Source organism: Gardnerella sp. DNF00983, from assembly GCF_049244265.1.
GTDB classification, from domain to species: domain Bacteria; phylum Actinomycetota; class Actinomycetes; order Actinomycetales; family Bifidobacteriaceae; genus Bifidobacterium; species Bifidobacterium vaginale_J.
In genome coordinates, this window is sequence record NZ_CP058392.1 from 1,503,307 (window position 1) to 1,524,196 (window position 20,890).

The 20,890-nt window shown below is 40.1% G+C and carries 14 protein-coding genes and 1 tRNA gene; 10 read left to right on the top strand and 5 right to left on the bottom strand.

What is annotated here, in order from left to right:
- Positions 1-50: 50 nt before the first annotated feature.
- The gene (locus HXT34_RS05925) at positions 51-1,466 is read right to left on the bottom strand and encodes a DUF4032 domain-containing protein (protein ID WP_415683170.1); all 1,416 of its coding nucleotides are present in this window, start codon (positions 1,464-1,466) and stop codon (positions 51-53) included.
- 248 nt (positions 1,467-1,714) lie between these two features.
- Positions 1,715-2,842 (bottom strand): ABC transporter ATP-binding protein, encoded by a 1,128-nt coding sequence (locus HXT34_RS05930; RefSeq protein ID WP_004105828.1) that lies wholly within the window; start codon positions 2,840-2,842, stop codon positions 1,715-1,717.
- A 240-nt stretch (positions 2,843-3,082) separates the two neighbouring features.
- Between HXT34_RS05930 and HXT34_RS05935 the strand changes: the two genes are divergently transcribed.
- Entirely contained in the window at positions 3,083-4,042 is a 960-nt protein-coding gene (locus tag HXT34_RS05935; RefSeq protein WP_415687557.1) for a DsbA family protein, read from the top strand.
- A gap of 95 nt (positions 4,043-4,137) precedes the next feature.
- Here the strand turns inward: HXT34_RS05935 and HXT34_RS05940 are convergent, their stop codons facing one another.
- On the bottom strand, positions 4,138-5,118 hold the full coding sequence (locus HXT34_RS05940; RefSeq protein WP_415687068.1) for a DsbA family protein: 981 nt from the start codon (positions 5,116-5,118) through the stop codon (positions 4,138-4,140).
- Positions 5,119-5,257: 139 nt separating this feature from the next.
- Positions 5,258-7,105, bottom strand: coding sequence for a serine/threonine-protein kinase (locus HXT34_RS05945; protein WP_421784832.1), 1,848 nt, complete (start codon positions 7,103-7,105; stop codon positions 5,258-5,260).
- A 165-nt stretch (positions 7,106-7,270) separates the two neighbouring features.
- On the opposite strand from HXT34_RS05945, the gene HXT34_RS05950 reads away from it, so the two are divergent.
- The 4 genes from HXT34_RS05950 (at position 7,271) to HXT34_RS05965 (ending at position 10,987) form a co-directional block, all read left to right on the top strand.
- A tRNA-Thr gene (locus tag HXT34_RS05950) sits at positions 7,271-7,347 on the top strand.
- A 445-nt stretch (positions 7,348-7,792) separates the two neighbouring features.
- The gene (locus HXT34_RS05955) at positions 7,793-9,280 is read left to right on the top strand and encodes a G5 domain-containing protein (protein ID WP_421784834.1); all 1,488 of its coding nucleotides are present in this window, start codon (positions 7,793-7,795) and stop codon (positions 9,278-9,280) included.
- Positions 9,281-9,334: 54 nt separating this feature from the next.
- Positions 9,335-10,231, top strand: a complete 897-nt coding sequence (gene rsmA / locus HXT34_RS05960; protein ID WP_421785473.1) for a 16S rRNA (adenine(1518)-N(6)/adenine(1519)-N(6))-dimethyltransferase RsmA — start codon at positions 9,335-9,337, stop codon at positions 10,229-10,231.
- Positions 10,232-10,360: 129 nt separating this feature from the next.
- Positions 10,361-10,987, top strand: a complete 627-nt coding sequence (locus HXT34_RS05965) for a LytR C-terminal domain-containing protein (protein ID WP_421784836.1) — start codon at positions 10,361-10,363, stop codon at positions 10,985-10,987.
- Positions 10,988-11,045: 58 nt separating this feature from the next.
- On the opposite strand, the gene HXT34_RS05970 is transcribed toward HXT34_RS05965, so the two are convergent.
- On the bottom strand, positions 11,046-12,518 hold the full coding sequence (locus tag HXT34_RS05970) for a CCA tRNA nucleotidyltransferase (RefSeq protein WP_415683164.1): 1,473 nt from the start codon (positions 12,516-12,518) through the stop codon (positions 11,046-11,048).
- A gap of 42 nt (positions 12,519-12,560) precedes the next feature.
- Here HXT34_RS05970 and HXT34_RS05975 point away from each other — a divergent pair, with 42 nt between their 5' ends.
- The 5 genes from HXT34_RS05975 (at position 12,561) to trxB (ending at position 20,867) form a co-directional block, all read left to right on the top strand.
- Positions 12,561-13,337, top strand: a complete 777-nt coding sequence (locus HXT34_RS05975; protein WP_415683535.1) for an NUDIX hydrolase — start codon at positions 12,561-12,563, stop codon at positions 13,335-13,337.
- Positions 13,288-15,711, top strand: coding sequence for a DUF6049 family protein (locus tag HXT34_RS05980; protein ID WP_421785475.1), 2,424 nt, complete (start codon positions 13,288-13,290; stop codon positions 15,709-15,711). Before HXT34_RS05975 ends, HXT34_RS05980 begins: the two co-directional genes overlap by 50 nt.
- Positions 15,708-17,504, top strand: a complete 1,797-nt coding sequence (gene murJ, locus HXT34_RS05985) for a murein biosynthesis integral membrane protein MurJ (protein WP_415688961.1) — start codon at positions 15,708-15,710, stop codon at positions 17,502-17,504. The genes HXT34_RS05980 and murJ overlap by 4 nt, the downstream gene beginning before the upstream one ends.
- Before the next feature lie 166 nt (positions 17,505-17,670).
- Positions 17,671-19,890, top strand: a complete 2,220-nt coding sequence (locus tag HXT34_RS05990) for a kinase (protein ID WP_415688959.1) — start codon at positions 17,671-17,673, stop codon at positions 19,888-19,890.
- Positions 19,891-19,925: 35 nt separating this feature from the next.
- A complete protein-coding gene (gene trxB, locus HXT34_RS05995; protein ID WP_421784839.1) occupies positions 19,926-20,867 on the top strand; it encodes a thioredoxin-disulfide reductase in 942 nt (313 codons plus the stop codon).
- The last annotated feature ends 23 nt before the right edge of the window (positions 20,868-20,890 follow it).

Sequence of the window (20,890 nt, forward strand, 5' to 3'; positions counted from 1 at the left end):
TATTATCTCTCTAGATACAATTCACCCGACTCAAGCAGAAAAATTTAAACTCAACTTGCCCAAACACTAGCGTCTTGATCATCTTCATCTATATCGTGACCTACAAGTGCTGGAGAAGAATACGTGTATTCATCATCCACGACGCCAGAATCAGCATCTGCATTAATAGCAGCAAGAACATGCTTATCCATTTTGTACTGTGGCAATACGTTCTTAATATAGCTAGTTACAGCATCTTGCATAGCAACGTCGTGGCCAACTTTTTCTGCCATAAACCAACGATGATCCAACACTTCATGGAAGAACTGAGCTGGTTCAATTTGCGAACGGAACTCAGGAGGAATCATACGAACTGTTGGCTCGAAAATTTCACGCATCCAATCAGTTGCGACGATTTCCAACTCTTCACCCTGACGCCATGTAGAAGTGCGATACGCATCCAAATCGTTCAGCAGCCTTCGAGCCTGATTCTCTTGAACATCCAATCCAGTAAGACGAAGAAGCTTGCGGGAAGCATAGCCAGCATCCACAACGCGAGGTCGAACCAAAACCCTTCGACCATCTTCTGAAGTCTTCATCTCCAACTCGTCAACATCGAAACCAAGCTCATTTAGACGATTAACACGACGTTCAATTCGCCACATCTCATCAGGACTGAACTTATCAACGTCAGTAAGCGTACTCCAAAGCGAATGATAACGGTCTACTAGACGATTGCCTATGCTGATTTCATCTACTTCCGTCGGCAAAAGCTGACCGGAGCTCAAATCCATAAGCTCACCAATAATGTTGGTTCGAGCTAAATCAATATCGTATTCTCGTTGACCTTCTGTTAAGCTTCCGTGCAAATCACCAGTTTCTGCGTCAACTAGAAAAGCAGAAAAAGCATCTGCATCTCGCAAAAACAGCACGTTAGAAAGCGATACATCGCCCCAATAGAAGCCAGAAAGATGCAAGCGCACCATAAGAACAGCGAGCGCATCAATAAGACGCTCTGCGGTATCCGGACGCAACGTACGAGCAAATAACGCACGATATGGCAGTGAGAACTTCAAATGTTTCGTAACTAACATTGCCTCAAGCTTTTCACCATTAGCATCATGGCGACCTGCAACAACAGCTATAGGAGTAACTGTAGGCAACTCAAGTTTACGAAGCCTACGCAAAAGCTCATACTCACGTTCTGCAACTTGACGAGTAATTTCCTTCATTGCATACACTTCATCGCCAACGTGAACAAATCGCACAACGTGGCGAGAAATACCGCGCGGCAAATTCACGAATAAATCAGCAGGCCATTGAGAAAGTGGTAATTCCCAAGGCAGTGTAAACATTTTTGGATTTGAACTAGCCGCAGTAATCTTAAGCGCCTGCGGCTCTTGAGACGACGCATTCTCGTCCTGTGCAGATACCGAAGTTGCTTGCACAGCACGCGGGTCTAATTGAGGAGCGTCATTCCATTCCATAAAGTTTATTTACCAATCAAGCTCATGCCAACGATATCACTGCATTCAATATAAACACAGCTTAACCACCGGCGAATTATTGATAACAACTATATATAATAAGCGATGCATTGTAATGATGTATTATTGCACACTTATTATGCTGCTTTTTTGTGCCAAAAACGGGGTTCGCGTCATATTGCGAACCCCGCTATACCTTATACCGAAAGTTTGCTTATTAGCTCATATAAGCAGGCAAACCAACGCTCTTAGTTCAAACGCAACTCCGTAGAAGGTGCGAACAGATGCATCTTAGATGGATCAATCTTGATCTTCACGGTGTCGCCAACCTTTGGAAGAGCACGTGGGTTCACGCGAATAGTCGTGAGCTTGTTTTGATCAGACATCATCGTAGATGCTTCTTCAGGAGAACCATCGGTGATGATATTGCCGTAGATATAGCCATCAGAACCGAGATCTTCCACGTTCATTACCTTCAAGGAGAACGCATTTGGATCATCGGATGTTGCCAAGCTTGCGTCTTCTGGACGGAAGCCAACAATAATCTGTCCGTTATCCTCTGCAGTGAGCTTATCAACAGCCTCAGCTGGAAGAACTATAGAATCCTCACCGATCTGAGCTCGACCATTTACAACTGGATGCTGATTGATGTTCATGGATGGAGAACCAATGAAGCCTGCGACGAATACGTTTGCAGGGCGGTCATAAAGCTCAGTAGGAGCTCCAACCTGCTGCAATACGCCAAGCTTAATCACTGCAATGCGATCACCCATGGTCAAAGCTTCAGTCTGATCGTGGGTAACGTACAGAGTAGTAACACCAAGCTGACGCTGCAAAGCAGCAATCTGAGTACGAGTCTGAACGCGGAGCTTAGCATCGAGGTTGGAAAGAGGCTCATCCATAAGGAAGACTTTTGGTTCACGAACAATTGCGCGACCCATAGCAACACGCTGGCGCTGACCACCAGACAAAGCCTTTGGCTTACGATCCAAATACTCTGTCAAATCCAACACTTCTGCAGCTTTTTCAACACGCTTGCGGATTTCTTCTTTAGGAACACCTGCAATCTTCAAAGCAAAGCCCATGTTGTCAGCAACTGTCATGTGTGGATACAGTGCATAATTCTGGAAGACCATTGCAATATCGCGATCCTTTGGCTGCATTGTAGTAACATCTTGACCGCCGATGAGGATACGTCCTTTGTTAACCTCTTCAAGACCTGCCAACATACGCAAAGTAGTTGACTTACCGCAACCAGATGGACCAACGAGTACGAGGAACTCACCATCTTTAATAGTCATGTTCAAGTCATCAACCGAAGGCTTATCGTTGCCCGGGTATATACGAGTCACATGATCAAATACAACTTCTGCCATGATATGTCCTTTCATCGGCAGGTACGTGCCGAACGATCCGTAGTGAAGGGTGTGCACTCATGACCCCAATTCCTACATCGGCGGGTATCAATCGTCCACAGTTTACTTACCTGGTCCATTGAAGGTTCTCTTCGTTGAGCCATGCCTTAATATATCATGTTTATCTTAGAAAAACAGCAAAAAATCAGTATTTTCTCAATACTCGGCGTGTCGAATAAGGCGCACAAAAGGAGAATAACTATGGATCAACAACAAGAAACAACAAATAATGAAATACAAAGATCAAATACCCCTTATAGTAAAAGCTTAATTGGCATCGTAATAGCACTAATTATTCTTGCATTCGTTGCGGGAGCTGGGTTTATGGCTTATTACAATTCAATCAATAAACCACAAGTAAAAATTGAAAATCCAACAACTAATAAGCCAGATACACAAACTGAGGATACAGCAGACTCCAAAATAGCCAAAGAGATTAAAAAACTGCCTTCTTCTGACATCCCACCGGCATCTAATTTACAAGGCGGAATTCTTCTTAGCAAGGATGGGTACGGCAAGCAAGCTGCTGGTGCTCCTACAGTTGCTACTTATTTTGATCCTTTGTGCCCTGGTTGCGGATCCTTTAATCGTACTGTTGATGAAACTTTAATTAAAATGGTTGAAGCAGGTCAAATTAACCTAGAGCTTCACCCTATGTCATTCTTAAATCGTTTTAGCTCAGATCAATATTCTTATCGCGTATCAAGCGGTATTGCTTATATCGCCTCATATGATAACGATCCAAAGCACTTGCTCAAGTTCATCAATAGTATTTTTAGCGAAAGATTCCAGCCGGAAGAAGGCGATGGATACCAAGCAACACCAAATAAAGCTCTTATTGATTTAGCTGAAGATGCTGGAGTTGCAAATAAGATTGCGAATGAAGCCTTTAACCTACACTATGTTAAGTGGCAAGAAGTTATTAATGAGAATACTCCAGAAGAAAAAGCTTTATGGAATGTTTCTGGCTCTAATAAAGGCGCTATGACAACTCCAACAGTAACAATTAACGGTAAGCTAGTAGATCTACATGCAGCTTCTGAAAAGCAGATGGATCCTTTGGAAGCTATATTAAAGTCTTTGGGAATCGATAAAAAACATGTTGGCAAATCTGGTTATATGCCGCAAGTTACATATAAGAGTAAGCCGCTTGATTTATAAATAAAATTAAATAATTTCTATACAAAAACGGACGTTAAGAACAAGCCTAGCGTCCGTTTTTATTTAATAATTTAGATTTCTATAATTTAGCTTATTTACAATTCAATAGGAGAGTCAGTGCTAGACACTTTAGGCATCTGACCCGCAACTCCAACTTGCTTTTTATCCAAGCCAATGCAATGCAACAAAGCGTCAATAATTTTCATATTTTTTTCACTTGCAGCATTAATATCTAGTAATTTCCCATTAATGGTGACAGTTGGTGTTGTCATTGAACCCTTGTTATCCCCAGAAACATTTAACAGCTCTTTGAAATCAGGAATGCATTCGTTAATCAAATCCTGCCACTTCAAATATTGTCTGTCAAAAGCTTTACTTGCAACTTCTTCTGAAACGCCAGATTTTTTAGCCAGATTAATCAATTCTTCATTGCTTACAGGCTTATAATCTCTTCCTTCTTCCGGCTGGAATTCTTTACTAAAAATGTTATTAACAAACTGAAGCAGATGCTTTGGATTGTTGTCATGTGAAGCAATATATATAACAGCGCCGGTTACGCGAGTCGAGTAATGGTCAACAGTAAACTTATCCAAGGATGACATTGGGTGAAGTTCTAGGTTAATTTGACCTGCTTTAACCATTGAAATCAGTGTCTTGTCTGACGTACGGTTAAAGTTTCCACAACCAGGGCACAAAGGATCAAAATAGCTTGCAACCGTTGGGGCTTTAGCAACAGGCTTGTTGTAACCAAGCTTGCTTATAAGAATTCCGCCATTAGAATTGACAACTTCCGGCTTATATTTAGCGCCATCTTTCTTTAGTCGCTTTTTAGCTTGCTTAGAACGCTCAATTTGCATTTGTTCGGTCTCGTTTGGCTGAGACAAAGCTTGATAAGCTGCAACACCAACTGTAACCAGCATAGCCATAACAATAATCGTTACGATAACTCCGATAATTGCTTGCTGACGACGCTCGCGCTCTTCACGCTCTTCACGCTCGCGTTTTTCTATAATTCTTTGTTGGCGAGCAGAAGATGGATTCTTCTGCTTATCATCACGCATCTGAATTTTAGGCATTGCTATCCTTCAACCCTTTATTTCACACGCTAAGACTAGCTCCTAGCAGCATTCTTGTTAATAAAATAATAACTTCACCACAGTTTAGTAGATGGCATCAACGGAAAATAAACATTACGCATCGTACTATTTTTATTTTTTATTTTTCAAATGATTTTTCAGAATAAAATAACGCACCTAATCCTAAACGGAATTTTGTAGTCCACTTAACTACAGCAAAAACAACCCATGCAACCATAAATCCTAGAGCATATCCAAATGCAGTATTTGAAAAAATATTAGGTGAGTAAGCTGGCAAAAGAATACGCAAGGATCCAACATCTATAGAAAGTAATTCAGGATTATCACCACAGAAAAATGGATATATAACAGCTCCAATACCTCCGGAAATCACAATAGCTATAACTCGTGGAAGCATGTAAACGAATCCTCGAATAATATGCCATGGCAAAGTTGCAACACGCACTACAGAATCGTGTCGAGGAATTATCCCATCGTTAAGTTGCATTCTTCTAAAGCTTGATGAAATACTGTAACCGGATGTTGCACTAATCCACATAAAAACCATTGCAAAACCAATGGAATCGAGAATACTTAAGCAAGCAATAGCTAAATGAAAAATTACACAAATCAGTAATATCCATGTTCCTCTACGCGCATAATCATGTTGATTAAGAACGCGATTGGCAGAAGGTACTTCGTCACTTTTAACGTGTAGAGAATCGCCTGCTTCATTTTCAATATTGCCATTATCAAAAGTGTTATCAGAAGAATGAATAAGTTTTGAAGATTGTACAATGCGCGAATTGTTTGAATTGTCGTTCTGTATATTCTGAAAATCTACGTCTTTTAACGCATTAATTCGTGTTTTTTCATCCACATAAGACGTTTTATCGTCTTCACTATCTAATGAATGCGGCATAACAGTAGTAGAACGAACAGTTACGGTAGGCGCTTCTTCATCAGAATTAAGATTTGATATGCTATCTGCACCAACTGTACCAGCTGCATCGCAGACACGAGAATTTGTTAGTATAGCAGTTTTTTCTCTTGTTTCACGGCTTGTTTCACGCCACATTTCACGCATAGTTACATTAGTGGCGTTACGATCAAAAGGGCGGTTCATCTCCGGCCATGCTAAAGGATCCATAGCATCTTGACTAATTGCATTTTCTAAATCAGATGGCATGCAACGCTGCTCTCGAATCGGGTTCAAAGCTTTACGGAAAGCAGCCATTGTTCTAGGAGGCAACCCCGTTAAATCTGCATTTCCTGAAGCAGCACGCTCCAAAACAGCCATCATAGGCTTTATGCCAAAAACAGGCTTACCTGTAGCTGCAAACGCAAGCACAGCGGCAACAGACCACCAATCTGTAAGTTCATCTGAATCTCCGCCTTCAATAATTTCTGGAGCAATAAAACCAGGAGTGCCCATCACTAATCCCGTGCGAGTAACATGGCTTTCACCTTCACCCATCGCAATACCAAAATCTACTAATACTGGTCCAGTAGCAGAAATCATTACATTAGTTGGTTTAATATCGCGATGAACAATACCTGCTTCATGAACAGCCTTAACAGCTTCAATAAGCTTATGCGCAAGGCGCTCTAAATCATCTGCAATATAAGGCCCATTCTCATCCACGTCTTCGCGCAAATTATGTCCTTCAATCAACTCTGTCACAATAAAAGCGATTGAAGCATCTAATTCCATATCCACTATCGCGCAAACACCTGGATGATGAATCCTCTGCAAAGCCAAAGCTTCACGTTTTAAACGCATTCGAGCACGTTCCTGCTCAGAATCCTCTTCTTCACTCTGTTTTGCATTAACAGAAGCACGTAATATTTTCATAGCATATTGATTGCCGCCGTCGTCATTAACACGCCAAACTGACCCCATTGCGCCGCCGCCAAGCCTAGAAATAAGCGTGTATCCGCCTACATTATTCCCTGGTTGCAAATCGAACATGCTTGTATCTTCCATACTGCATTATGTTAATGCCTTATATTGCCAAATACGCAAATATACGAAACAAAAAACACGCCGTTTCTATATTCAACATCGCCGTAATTTTGTAATGACGTGGCATATGGTACACTAATCAATTGTTCTACTTAGCATGATTCGTTATGCCGATTAGAAAACATCGCCTCCTTAGCTCAGATGGCCAGAGCGGCCGCCTTGTAAGCGGCAGGTCGCCGGTTCGATCCCGGCAGGAGGCTCCATTTTTATTATGCTCATTTCGTGAGTGTTTGTTATTTTCTATTCTCAATTTCAAAACTACAGTTTTGTTATCTTTCGTATCACATATAATGACGTGAAATGATTAAAGCAGAGGGGATAGCAGCTAATTAACTATTCAAAATAGAAAAAATTTCTACTTTTCATATACAGTGCCAAATTATGGCGTATTATGAAAATAACAAATCTATATCTGCACACATAATCATCTTTATAACAAAACTTTTCGCGAGTAAGAACTCGGAAACCTTCCCCCAACTCAGGGTTTCCGAGGTGAGAGTGGAGCGTCCCCCAACCAGCTCCACCTCATAGGGGGCGGGAATATCCCCTTCTCTCCCACCCCCACTTTTATTTTGGTTTGCACTCAATTTTGAATGCAATATTGAAGGTATAATAGAAAAGTTAGCGTTATTGCGAAGGAGTGATTGTATGGCACGTCGATGGACGCCTAGACGATTAATAGTAATGCGTCGTGCGAGAATAATTGCCTGCGTTTTATCTATATCACTCACAGCAACAAGCTTATTTATATTTACAGCTAAAAAATCTGTTGCAATGGTCGTAAATGGGAAAACGCGCATTGTAAGCACTTATTCAACAAATCCAATACGCTTATTAGAAGAACAACACGTTCCAGTAAAAACTCACGATCAAGTTATTTCTTCTTCTGGAGATATTCTCACAAACCATTCTACCGTAACAGTTCGCAGTGCCTATCAAACTTCTATCACCGTAGATGGAGTAACTATACCGTTTTGGACTGTTGCAACTAGCGTCGATCAATTAATCGGCTTTTTTAAAGCTAATGCTAAAAACGCTTCACGAATTACAGTAAATTTGCAAAATATTTACGATAAACTAACTTGCGGCTTATCAATTAATAAAAAAGGCCCAATTAGCGTTGTTGCTGACGGTAAGACACGCGTTGTGCAAAATGGAGACTTACCTGCGAGTGCAATTCTTGATTCTCAAGGTATAGTGCTTGGCAAGGAAGATCGCGTAAGCGTGGAAGAAGATGATGGAAATACTATTTTACGTATTTCTCGAGTTACTCATGGCAAAGAAACTCGTACAGTTTCGCTACCTTTTGCCACGCAAACTGTAGTAGATCCTAAACTTCCAGCAAATTCTCGCGTCGTACAACAAGCTGGCGTGAATGGCGAGCGCGAAGATGTTTATAACGTTACGTACGTAGATGGAAAAGCAGAAAGCGCAACCCTAGTTTCGCAAAATTTGGTAAAGCCTGCAGTTAATCAAGTTATTGCTGTAGGTAAGGCTGCTCCTGCGCCAGTTCACAAAAATAATACGAATACACAAAAGCCAAAACAATCCAAGCAGCAAACAAAATCTCAACCAAAAAAGCAGGATGCTGAGCAATCTACAAAACAAGAAAAGAAAAACAGCCAACAGCAAACTCAACAAAACCAGAATAAAACGCAGAATCAGGCTCAAAATAAAGACCAGAACAGTAGCAATGTGAAAAATACTGCTAGCAACAATGGTACACAAGCATCACAAACTCAACAACAAACCACATCTGCAGCTCCCGCACCTGCTGCTAATCCACCTGCACCAGCACCAAGCTCTAATCCCGATAGCCTCGTACATGCTACTCCAGAACAAGCTAAATTATTTGCTCAAGGCGCAGCTGCGCAAATGGGTTGGACCGGCAAAGAATGGGAAGATCTTTTATGGCTATGGAATAGGGAATCTGGATGGAGATGGAACGCAGAAAATCCTAGCTCACACGCTTATGGCATTCCTCAAGCTCTTCCTGGAGATAAGATGAGCAGCGCAGGAGCTAATTGGCATGAAGATGCAGCAGTACAAATTAGCTGGGGTATAAGTTACATTAAAGGCAGATACAAAACACCTAGTGGAGCAGTAAAACATTCGCGCGAAATTGGTTGGTATTAAAAGACAACAGCGTGTTTTACGCACTTTGGCACAACGGGTTAATTGTTACGAAATTTGGATGGTAAAACTTTGACAGAAATCAGCATTGAAAATGAAGGTCAGCTTTTAGGCGCAGCAGATATTAGACGTATCGCTGCAGAAGAAGGCATTACTCCTACCAAAAAGTTCGGTCAAAATTTCGTTATTGATCCTGGTACAGTGCGAAAAATAGTAGCAGCAGCTGAAGTTAAACCTGACGATACCGTTATGGAAGTAGGACCTGGTCTTGGTTCTCTTACTCTTGCAATATTGCAAACAGGAGCACAGCTTACTGCAGTAGAAATAGACCCTCCGCTAGCTCGACGATTGCCGCATACTGTAGAAGAATTTATGCCTAAAGCAATGCAAAAATTTAACGTCATTCTAAAAGATGCTTTGACAGTAAATGCCGATGATGTCCCACAGATTGCACAGGCTAAAAAATTTACTCTTGTTGCAAACCTGCCATACAACGTTGCGACGCCTATTATTCTTACTTTGCTAGAAAAATTTAGCAACTTACAGAATTTTCTAGTTATGGTTCAAAAAGAGGTAGCAGATCGTTTATGCGCACAGCCTGGGAATAAAGTATATGGCACACCAAGTGTTAAGTTGGCGTGGTATGGAAAAGCACAACGCGCAGGGCTTATCGGTCGTAATGTGTTTTGGCCAGCACCAAACGTTGATTCAGCATTAGTTTCTTTTACTCGCGATTACACAAGCAAAGGTGACAACAATGAGCGCGAGGGAGTATTCGCTTTAATTGATGCAGCTTTCCAGCAACGACGTAAGACATTGCACGCAGCTCTTAAAAATCAAGTTCCAGAAGAAGCATATAAAAATTCTGGAATTGACCCAACTAGACGCGGCGAGACGCTTACTTGCGATGAATTTATTGCTTTATATCGCGCATGCAAAGATTGTAAATTATAAATGAAACGCATATTTATTCGTTGAATAAATATGCAAAATAAAATATTACGCAATGAAATATTACGTATATTCTGCAGCTTGTGTAAACTTGCTGCTAACAAAGTTATAAACCACAGATCGGAAGTGAACATGACGCAAGAATACGACGAACGTATTGCTCGTAAAGCTTTCATGTATCAAAGAAAAAGATCTGTACTCACTACAGTGAGCGTAGGCTTAGGTGTAATTTTTATATTTGCTTTACTTGTGCAATTCCACGCTTTTGGCATAAATTCTGTGCGCGCTCCAAAAGATAACCCGAATTACGGTGTTCCAGCTCCATGCGCAATAATAGGAAAAGAAGGAGCCAAAGCCCCTTACGTAGATAATAGAGCTGTGACAATCAGAGTTCTAAACGGCACAAAGTTCCGCGGTTTTGCTCGCGCTGTTGGCGAAGCTTTAAATGCTCGCGGATTTAACTTAACAGAAGTTAACAATAACAAATCAAGCAATATCAAACGAACAATTATTTACTTTGGAAGAAACGCTATTAACGAAGCTTATACAGTAAGCGCTAATTTTGCCGATGCAATTATGCGAATGGACGATAGGCAAGATAAACTCGTCGATATTGTGCTTGGCTCTACTTTTAATAACCTTCGCCCTAAAGTAGATGTTCCAGCAGCAGGCGCAGCAATACATGAAGTGCAAGGATGCATAAGAGCTGACCTTATGAAAAACATTCCTAAGGCAATTCAGCATAAGGAAGTTAGATAAAAAAATAGTAGCAGTAAAATATTTTATACTGCTACTTTTTATTTAAACGAGTAGACTTTTACTTTTTGCACGTTTCTTCATACCATCGCTGTAATTCTTCTACAGCAATATCATGATCTACCGGACCATTATCGAGACGATAATCAAGCATATGCTTATAAGCCTCACCAACTATTGGACCTGGTTGCAAATGCAATAATTGCATTATTTCGTTACCGTCTACATCAGGTCTAATAGCGTTAAAATCTTCTTGCTTTTTAAGCTCTTTTACGCGCTCTTCCATTTCGTCCATCGCATGTTCAAACATTAACGATTTGCGACGATTCTGAGTGGTTGCGTCTGCTCTAGTAAGTCGATTCAACCGCTCATACAGATGCCCTGAATCTTTTACGTAACGACGAACTGCAGAATCAGTCCACGGTTCATCAACATAGCCATGAAAACGCAAATGCAAATTCACCAATTCAGTAACATCGTCGATAAGATGATGATCAAAATGCAATGCTTTCAAACGTTTACGAGTCATTTTTGCGCCAACAACATCATGATGGTGGAAACTAACTTTCCCTCCATCTTCAAATTTTCGAGTTTTTGGCTTACCAATGTCATGCAATAAAGCAGCTAGACGCAATGTTAAATCTGGAGATGGCACTGGACCTTCTTGATCTGTTTCCAAAGCGATAGCGCGCTCAAGAACCATCATTGTATGTTCAAAAACGTCCTTATGACGATGATGCTCGTCAATTTCAAGCTGTAAAGCTGGAATCTCCGGAAGAACTCGCTGAGCTATACCAGATTCAACAAGAGCTTCTAACCCTTTACGAGGCCTGTCAGAAAGCAACATTTTAGTAATTTCGTCGCGAATTCTTTCAGCAGAAACAATATCTAACCTATCTGCCATATCTACAATCGCTTCAGCAGTATTTGCTTCGATACTAAACCCAAGTTGCGCAACAAAACGAACTGCACGCATCATACGCAAAGGATCGTCATCAAAAGATTGACGAGGATCAACCGGCGTTCGCAACACGCCTTTAGCTAAATCACTAGCACCGCCAAAAGGATCTACAAACTCTAAATCTGGCACGCGCAACGCCATTGCGTTGACAGTAAAATCACGCCTAGAAAGATCACCTTCTAAAGTATCACCGTATTGCACTTCCGGTTTACGAGAATCTGGATCGTACACATCAGAACGGTATGTAGTAATTTCAACTTTTACTTCCGTACCATCCGCACGCCGACGCATAGCTCCCAACGTGCCAAATTTACGACCCATATCCCAAAAACCGTCATGTCCCCAACGACGCAAAATAGGTTCAAACTCTTCAGGCCGAGCTGATGTACAAAAATCAAGATCATGCGACACGCGATGCAGTAGCATATCTCTTACAGGACCACCAACTAATGCAAGTTCATAATGACGCTCAGCAAAAAGTCGCCCCAACTCTATAGCTTCAGGCCAAACTTCGAAGTTCTCAGTCACCCTTACCGACACCCTTTCAGCAAAAATCAATCTATATTCCAGCATACCGTTACCCCAATGCACAGCGGATTGAGTAATGTTGACTATATGATTACTCCTGCAGACTTACGACGTACGCTCGCCAAGCTTGCGGATAATCATGCCCAAAATCAAGCTGCTCCTGTTATTACGCCACTTGATTTAGCTAAAATGCATAGAAAAAAGTCTTGCCAGCAAGACAGTTGCGAAGAACAAAATGTTGTTGATATTCCGCTGTTTTCTAAGGCTGACAGCACTGCGCAAGACTCAGAATCGCCGGAAGATAATCTTCAAAAAACATCTTCTTTCTCAGGCGTATCTCCAGCACTTATGCCACCACGCAGACAGGCAGATACTCCTACAACTTTTGCTTCTTTAGACGCGCAAGACTTGCCAATTATTCGAGAATATTCCGCAGGTGGTTTAGTATTTGACTCTCTCGGGCGTGTCGCAATTATTGCTCGTCATTCAAGAAGTGGACACCTTGAATGGTGTCTACCAAAAGGACATATAGAAAAAGGTGAAACACCTCAAGAAACAGCAGTTCGCGAAATTCATGAGGAAACGGGTATAGTCGGCGAAGTAGTAGATTCGATTGCCACAATTGACTATTGGTTTACAGGCACAACGCATAGAGTACACAAGCTAGTGCACCATTTTGCGTTACGTTACGTAAGTGGCGACTTATCTGTATTAGGAGATCCTGATCACGAAGCAGAAGATGCAATATGGGTGAATTTTAAAGAACTTAATGCAATATTAAGCTATCCAAATGAACGTAAAATTGCATGGCTTTATGCCAAAAAAGCACATAGGCGGTCTAACAGTGAAGAAACTCACGCGTAAACATCAGGCCACAAATGCGTCTACTGCTCTAAAGCAGAAGTCACTTTCGTACGTATTTTCTTTATTACGAATTACGTTACGTACTTGCTTAATTTCTGCGCGTTTTATTTTTATATTATTCGTAGTATTTGCAACGATTTTTGCTTTTCCAACAGCAAAATATGCAGGATTAGTAAATTACGCATATGCAGACACGAAAAAAGCAGATTTATCTGACAAAACTTCTGCAAGGCAAAATAAAAAACAATCTACGTATGAGAATCCGAATAGCAAGGGCATTGAAATAGATATAACTCAAGCAACGCCTGTAGTGACAGATGAAAGCGGATACCACCTTACTGCAACACTAAAAGCCGTAAAAACTGCACTTCCAGAAGGCACTTTACAACTTTCTATAAATTCCAATTACACTTTTGTTTCGCGCACGGACGTGCAAAATTGGGCGCAAGAGGAATCTCTTATACCGACTCCCCAAATTTTAGATTCCATAAAAACTCCAAGTTTAGCTTCCGGACACACGTGCACTCTTAGCTTTAACATACCCGCAGATAAACAAGAATTACGTTCCATCCTGAATTGGGGTCCAAAACCATTAAAAATTACGTATTTCTCACAAAATTATTCAAAATACAAATCGATACATTCTTTTTTGACAAGAGCAAATGTTGGCATGCACTCAGCTAACTTACCAGCGATGAAACTTACTGCGCTTATGCCAGTATTAATTCGTACACAAAACGATTTACGCAATTTTAAAGCTAATAACATTCAGCCTAGCGATCATTTAGAAACGCTACTTAGAGCCGACAAAGATAGTATTCACAACATTATTGAGAAGGCTGATTTAGCAAATAAACACTCAAAATTACAAACAATTGCAGATTTAAGCACAATACAAGCGTCTCATTTAACACTCAAACCAAGCGCTTATATGCAACAATCTGGTTTTGATATCAGCGCTTATGCAGACGACAATAATGACGATTTATACAAATCGGCAGGAATTACTAGAGAAAAATGGTCTGCAAAAAATTCGCAATTGCAAAAAAATACTACTAAAGCAAATAATTCAAAACAAACAGACTCAGCTAATCATAATTTAAATAAAGCTTATGCATGGCAAACATACGGCAAGTGGACTATTCATGCGCTAGAGCAAGCTAAACGTAATGGATATGAAACTGTTATTGCAACAGATGAATTTGACAATAATGCTTCAAAATTTGCTGTTAGAAATGGAATATACGATATAGATACGCCCGCAGGGAATGTGCGAGTTTTGTCACCTCAGTCAGTGCTTACTCTTTTAGCAAATGGAAAACCTACAAGCGATAGCGCAACAAGCGAACAAACTCAGGCTGGGCGCATTAATCGTTTAGTGGCACAAAGCGCGTTCTACCAAATGGAACAGCCGTACGTTGATAGGCATATTCTTATTACTTTTTCAAATAATGCATCTAATTCAAATATTGATGCTGTTATGAGCGCATTAGAACAATCTCCTTGGTTGTCGCTAAGCGACTTGCAAACAATGGCAAATGTGAAGCAAGATGCCTTGCCCGACTGGAAGAAAAATTCCATAATGCGTGAAATATCTCGCAACAGCTCTATAAGCGCGAATATTACTAAAACAAGACGCTCTTGCCTAAACGATTTGTCACATTCAAGGAAAAACGTTTTACGTTTTACTAAGAATATTCTCGACTATAGTGCCGCTAAGCATCCTCATAATACTGAAGGTGACGCTCAAGCACTTGCAAAGCAAACAGCCAAAACAAAAAAACTTATTAACATAAAAGACTTAGAAAAGTATTTATTACGCTTATACGACGATATTTCTTTGCATGAATTTACAAATAATACAATCGAGCAGCAAGATTCAAGCAAAACTACTGCACACAGCAAGCAAAATAACAAATCTTGTATAGGTAAAAATAATGCTAAGAATTTTGCAAATACGCTGATGAATGGAATCCGCATAATCCCACCGCATGATATTACTGCCGTAAGCGAAACAGCAAGCATGCCTATTACGATAAGCAACACATACTCTTACCCTGTGCAAGTATATTTATCTGCAAATACTCATGCTATGGAAATTGTTACGCGTCGTAAAACTTTAGTAAGAATTCCAGCTAATAGCGAAACTCAAGTAACTTTACCGTTGAGAATCACTACATCAATTCACACAAAAGCTACTTTTGTGCTTGAAGACAATCAGCATCGAGCATTTTCAAAAGAACAGAGCACGCTTATTACTAGTACACTGCAAATTAGTGATAAAAGCGGTACGATTATTATAGTATTTGCTTTCATTCTTGGTCTTCTTGGCCTTTGGAGGCAATTCCACCGTAAAAAGGATCCAGACGAATGAGTTCAGTAGGTCGAAATTCTGTAATTATGGCTAGCGGAACAGCCGCATCGCGCATTACAGGTCAAATACGTACTATCTTATTAGCAGCAGCCCTTGGAACAACAGGTTTGGCAGCAAACGCATATCAAGCTGGCTCTATGATTCCACAGCTAATATATACGCTTGTTTCAGGTGGAATTTTCAACGCCGTATTAGTACCGCAAATTGTTCGCACTCTCGAAAAGAAAAATGCCGAGGAACGCTTAAATAAACTTATTACATTTGCAATTCTTTTGCTTCTCGCGCTAACAGTTCTTATGTCTATAGCAACGCCTGTGCTCACTATGCTATACGCCGGCGGAAGCGCAGAAATGCAAACATTAACTTGTTCATTTACTTTGTGGTGCATGCCTCAAATTTTCTTTTACGGCATTTATACGGTACTTGGGCAAGTTTTGGCAGCAAAAGAACATTTTGCTATGTACGCGTGGAGTTCAGTTGCAGCAAATATTATTAGCTGCTTAGGCTTTGGCGTTTTTATCATCATCTTTGGTAAAGCAAATAGGATGCCATTAAGTTTTTGGAATGGCAATACTCTTTTGCTCACTGCAGGATTCTGGACTATTGGCGTAGCAGCACAAGCTTTAGTGTTATTCCTACCTCTTATGAAATGCGGAATACACTACAAGCCAAGTTTTGGCATACGAGATATCGGCTTAAGATCGATGGGTCCTGTTGCTGCATGGAGCATGGGCATTGTTATTGTTACACAAATAGTTGTAATGATTACTACGCATATAACAACAAGCGTCCCATTTGTTGCCGAAAAACGTTTAGGCTTAGACCAGTTTGAAGTAGCAGGTAATGCTACTTATCAAAACGCTTACACAATGTTCCTATTGCCATACTCTTTAGTTGCAGTATCTGTTGCAACAGCAATTTTCCCTAAAATTTCACGCTCTATTGCATCTCACGATCTAAATGGCGCGCGCAATGACTTAAGTGAAGCACTCAGGCACGTAAGCATAATTATGTGCTTCTTTACAGTCGTTTTTATTGTTATTCCAACACCTATTTCGTTAGCTTTAATACCATCAATAAGCGTTCAAGAAGCAAACCTTATGTCTGCACCTTTAATGATGCTAGCTTTTGGCTTGCCTTTAACTAGTAGCTATTTGATCATCCAACGCACATTCTTTGCTTTTGAAGACGGTAAAAGTCCTTTTATTTTCGCAGCAGCGCAACTTCTTACTGAGCTTTTTGCATTTGTCTGTTGCATTAATGTACTGCCGCCTACTTATTGGGTTACGGCTTTAGGCTCGTCAGTTTCAATAAGTTACTTCTTGACTTTCCCTGCGCTTGTTCACATGCTTCGGAATCGTTTCAACAATAATTTAGATGATCGAAATCTTATAATTGCGCATATAAAAATTATCATTGCTTCAATAGTATCTATTATTGTTGGCCTCTTAATAAGTAAACCATTATTGCACGTTTTAAACTTTACTTCTCCACACATGCATGGAGCGTTAAGGTGGATATACGCAATACTTATTTGCGCAATAATAACAATTATTATTGCTGTTATTTATCTGTCAGCACTCTTACTTTTGAAGACCAGAGAACTTGTAGATTTGTCTGCTCCAATAATTAGTAAGCTTGCCCAAAAGATTCCTGCTCTTGTTCCTCTTGCTAAAATTTTTGAAGAAACTGCAAGAAATCAATCACATAACGAACAGAAAAATCTTAGAGTTCCGCGTAGAATACAATCCGATGCAAAATATGATGATTCTTCTAACGGCAAAAACTTCTAAGAGCTTAGTTTCATATTGAGCTTTTCCTTAAAATATGTGATTATTTGGGAAATTATTTCAATAACAGCAAAATGCTGTACATAACATGACGGCTCACCAGTACAATTATGTGTTAGTAAAAAATGTCAAGTTACTTATTGCACATGCGTAGGAAGATGAGGAACAAATGGAACCTCGGTTAGGAGATATTGTACTAAATCGATACGTATTAGTATCGCTTTTGCGCAACGAAGCAGGCTTGCAAGTATGGCAAGCCAATGACCGCATACTTACGCAGGATTGCCAGCTTTTTATTGTACGAGATTCACGTTTTTTGCCGCAAGTAAATACAATTGCATCAACCTTGGCTTTATCGCATAGCCGCAAGTTTACGCAAGTGCTTCAGTTACAGCATCATGATTCTGTTGCAATTATTGTTACAGCTTTAGATCGCGGTGTTACTATCAATGATTATTTGGCTCTTAAAAAAGCACCTTTAAGCTACGAAGCAATAAGAACTATTGTTGCAGAAACTGCACAAGCTTTAAGCAGATTACTTGCTAGCAATATTACTCATCACGCTATTTCTAGTGACACTGTTCGCATAAGTTCTTCAGGAATTGAGTTAGCAGATACTCCAGTAAGTCCTCTTTTGGAAGATGTAACTCAAAAAGATGATGATCAAATTCCAAGGCAAAATGTTGAACATATTGCAACTAGGCAACTTGCATCATTGTTATACACTTTGATTACTAGGACTTCTTCTCGAATACAAGCTCGTTTTGATGCGTCTCTTTTGCCAGATAATACTCCTTCAGAATTTAGGATGATTTGCACAAGAAGCCTAGCTCCAAATAAAAATAACAACGTAATATCTATGGCATCTATTGCAGAATTAGTAGCATTATTAGGTTCATACACGCCTTTATCTAAGCTCACAACAAAAGATATTGTGCTTGATAGTAAAACAAGTGCTGCTTCTATTAGCAATGTTCGACTTCGCGAAGCAAAAGATGACTTTATACTACCTTTGCCTGAAGGTCTTTCACAAAGTGAAGAAGAATTCGATGCACAATTAATGCAACGAAATAATCAGGATTCTAACGATTTTTCTTCAACTAATTCAGCCAACACTATTTCAAACAATACAAATGGATCCGCTAAATTAAGTAATAGTTTCAAAAATGCTGGAAGAACATTAGGATCTCTTCTTAAAAGAAGCAATACTAACTCAAATTCTGAAAACGGTGACAACGATAATTTTAGCGACGAAAGTAACACCAATACAGATATAGATTTTCATGATATTGCAGCAGCAGAAATGGCTAGCATTCTAGCTCCTACAGAACTCGATACAGACGATGCTATTTTCCCAACATTGTCTGCATCATATAAGCATTTTCCTGATACTGCTACATCTAAAAATATTTTTGATCACGCTGAAAATACAAGAAATCAAATTGCCAAAAATACTATTAGTGAAACAGGCGTAGTTAGCAGTTTTGATTTTAGTCATCTTCTTACTGAAAATAATCAGCACACAGAATTAATGTCAAGACCGCAAAACTTAACTTCAGAAGGCGAATCTACTGGTCGTGTTCCTGTTGTTGATTCTCACGGAAGATTTGTAGCTCCTGGAGAGGAATCAGCAAGAGCGCTTAGAGACGAAATAAACAGTGATCAAGACGACGATAGTCAAGAAAATGGATCACCTTCTTTGCCGCCAAGTTTCCAGCCTCTGGAACAATCTGCTACTTTGCACAAACAAAAGCAGAGTACGCAAAATAACAACACTATTGCAGATGCTAAGATTTGGTGGGGTCTTTCAACCAAAGTTATTGCTATCGGAACTGTTTCATTGCTTCTTGTAGCTGGATTAGCCTTGGCTTTACATGGTTTATTTGGAAATCATGAAAGTGCAGATAACTTCGGAAACAACGGCTCATGGGATAGCACTAGTCAAGAAAATGTTCCGTTTGGCAGCCAAGGTATTCTTCCTCAAGAAAAGCAACCTGCTAAGAAAAATATGGGCCTTAAGCAAGTAAAACCTGTGCCTAAGCCTAAAATTCCTACTAATAACGTTGCTTACGAAGCTGATCGTTATCAATTCTTAAGCTTCCCAGCTAATCAAGTTGGATACGGATACTATATTCACTTAACCGAACCACAAACTGTGTATCGCTTCGTTGTTTCGATACGTTCCTCTGGCGGTCACGCATATTTGTTGGCAAATACTAAGAATGATCCAACTAAGGGAACTCAAGTAGCAGAATTTACGTTCGACGAAAGTGGAACAACAGACGTAAAGCTTAAGAAGGTTGTAAAATCTCAAGATTTCATGCTCTGGGTTCCAAAAGATAGTATGCCTAAGAACAGTTTGTACATCAATTCTGTAAAACTGTACTGAATCTCTTATAACAAATGCTTTTAAGGAAATAAGTAATGGAAAATAAGCTTCGAAAAGTTATCATAATTGGATCTGGACCTGCAGGATACACTGCTGCAATATATTTGGGTCGCGCTGGATACAAGCCACTTGTTATTGCTGGAGCTCTTACTCCAGGCGGTCAATTGATGAATACAACAGAAGTAGAAAATTATCCAGGATTCCCAGAAGGTATTTTAGGTCCTGACTTAATGGAATCTATGCAAAAACAAGCTGAAAAATTTGGCGCAGAAATATTGCTAAACGATGTCACTTCTGTAGACTTTAAAAGCGCTGTAAAGCTCGTTACTACCGACGACGGTATAACTTATGAGTCTGACGCAGTTATCGTCTCTACGGGCTCGCAAGTGCGCAAATTGGGCGTTCCAGGAGAACTAGAGTACTCCGGCAGAGGTGTATCTTATTGTGCAACTTGTGACGGCTTCTTCTTCCGAGGAAAGCCGATTACTGTAGTTGGTGGAGGAGATTCTGCTTTTGAAGAAGCATTATTCCTCACGCGATTTGGTTCTTCTGTTACTTTAATCCACCGCAGAAATGAGTTCCGCGCTTCAAAGATTATGGTTGACAGAGCAAAAGAGAACGAAAAAATCAAATTTATTACAAATAGTGTTGTAGATGAAGTGCACGGCAATGATGTAGAGGCTACTTCACTTACTGTTCGCAATGTTATTACGGGAGAAACTCAAGAAGTTGAGTCAGCCGGATTGTTTGTGGCAATTGGTCACACTCCTGCAACAAAGTTCTTAAACGGCCAATTAAATCTTAATGAAGATGGAACGATTGTTGTTGATGGCGCAACTACTCGCACTTCTGTTGAAGGCGTTTTTGCTGCTGGAGATGTTGTCGACAACATGTATCGTCAAGCAATTTCTGCAGCAGGAATGGGATGCAGAGCAGCTCTTGATGCTCAAACTTATCTTAACGAAAAATACGCTTAAATCTTACTTATTACACAAAGGCT

What these genes read in the sequence shown, in the direction of transcription:
- HXT34_RS05940 (WP_415687068.1), bottom strand. Translation starts at nt 5,118, where the DNA reads ATGCCTAAAATTCAGATGCGTGATGATAAGCAGAAGAATCCATCTTCT.
- HXT34_RS05990 (WP_415688959.1), top strand. Translation starts at nt 17,671, where the DNA reads ATGGAACCTCGGTTAGGAGATATTGTACTAAATCGATACGTATTAGTA.
- HXT34_RS05925 (WP_415683170.1), bottom strand. Translation starts at nt 1,466, where the DNA reads ATGGAATGGAATGACGCTCCTCAATTAGACCCGCGTGCTGTGCAAGCA.
- HXT34_RS05930 (WP_004105828.1), bottom strand. Translation starts at nt 2,842, where the DNA reads ATGGCAGAAGTTGTATTTGATCATGTGACTCGTATATACCCGGGCAAC.
- HXT34_RS05980 (WP_421785475.1), top strand. Translation starts at nt 13,288, where the DNA reads ATGCCAAAAAAGCACATAGGCGGTCTAACAGTGAAGAAACTCACGCGT.
- HXT34_RS05955 (WP_421784834.1), top strand. Translation starts at nt 7,793, where the DNA reads ATGGCACGTCGATGGACGCCTAGACGATTAATAGTAATGCGTCGTGCG.
- HXT34_RS05970 (WP_415683164.1), bottom strand. Translation starts at nt 12,518, where the DNA reads ATGCTGGAATATAGATTGATTTTTGCTGAAAGGGTGTCGGTAAGGGTG.
- HXT34_RS05975 (WP_415683535.1), top strand. Translation starts at nt 12,561, where the DNA reads ATGATTACTCCTGCAGACTTACGACGTACGCTCGCCAAGCTTGCGGAT.
- trxB (WP_421784839.1), top strand. Translation starts at nt 19,926, where the DNA reads ATGGAAAATAAGCTTCGAAAAGTTATCATAATTGGATCTGGACCTGCA.
- HXT34_RS05945 (WP_421784832.1), bottom strand. Translation starts at nt 7,105, where the DNA reads ATGGAAGATACAAGCATGTTCGATTTGCAACCAGGGAATAATGTAGGC.
- HXT34_RS05935 (WP_415687557.1), top strand. Translation starts at nt 3,083, where the DNA reads ATGGATCAACAACAAGAAACAACAAATAATGAAATACAAAGATCAAAT.
- HXT34_RS05965 (WP_421784836.1), top strand. Translation starts at nt 10,361, where the DNA reads ATGACGCAAGAATACGACGAACGTATTGCTCGTAAAGCTTTCATGTAT.
- murJ (WP_415688961.1), top strand. Translation starts at nt 15,708, where the DNA reads ATGAGTTCAGTAGGTCGAAATTCTGTAATTATGGCTAGCGGAACAGCC.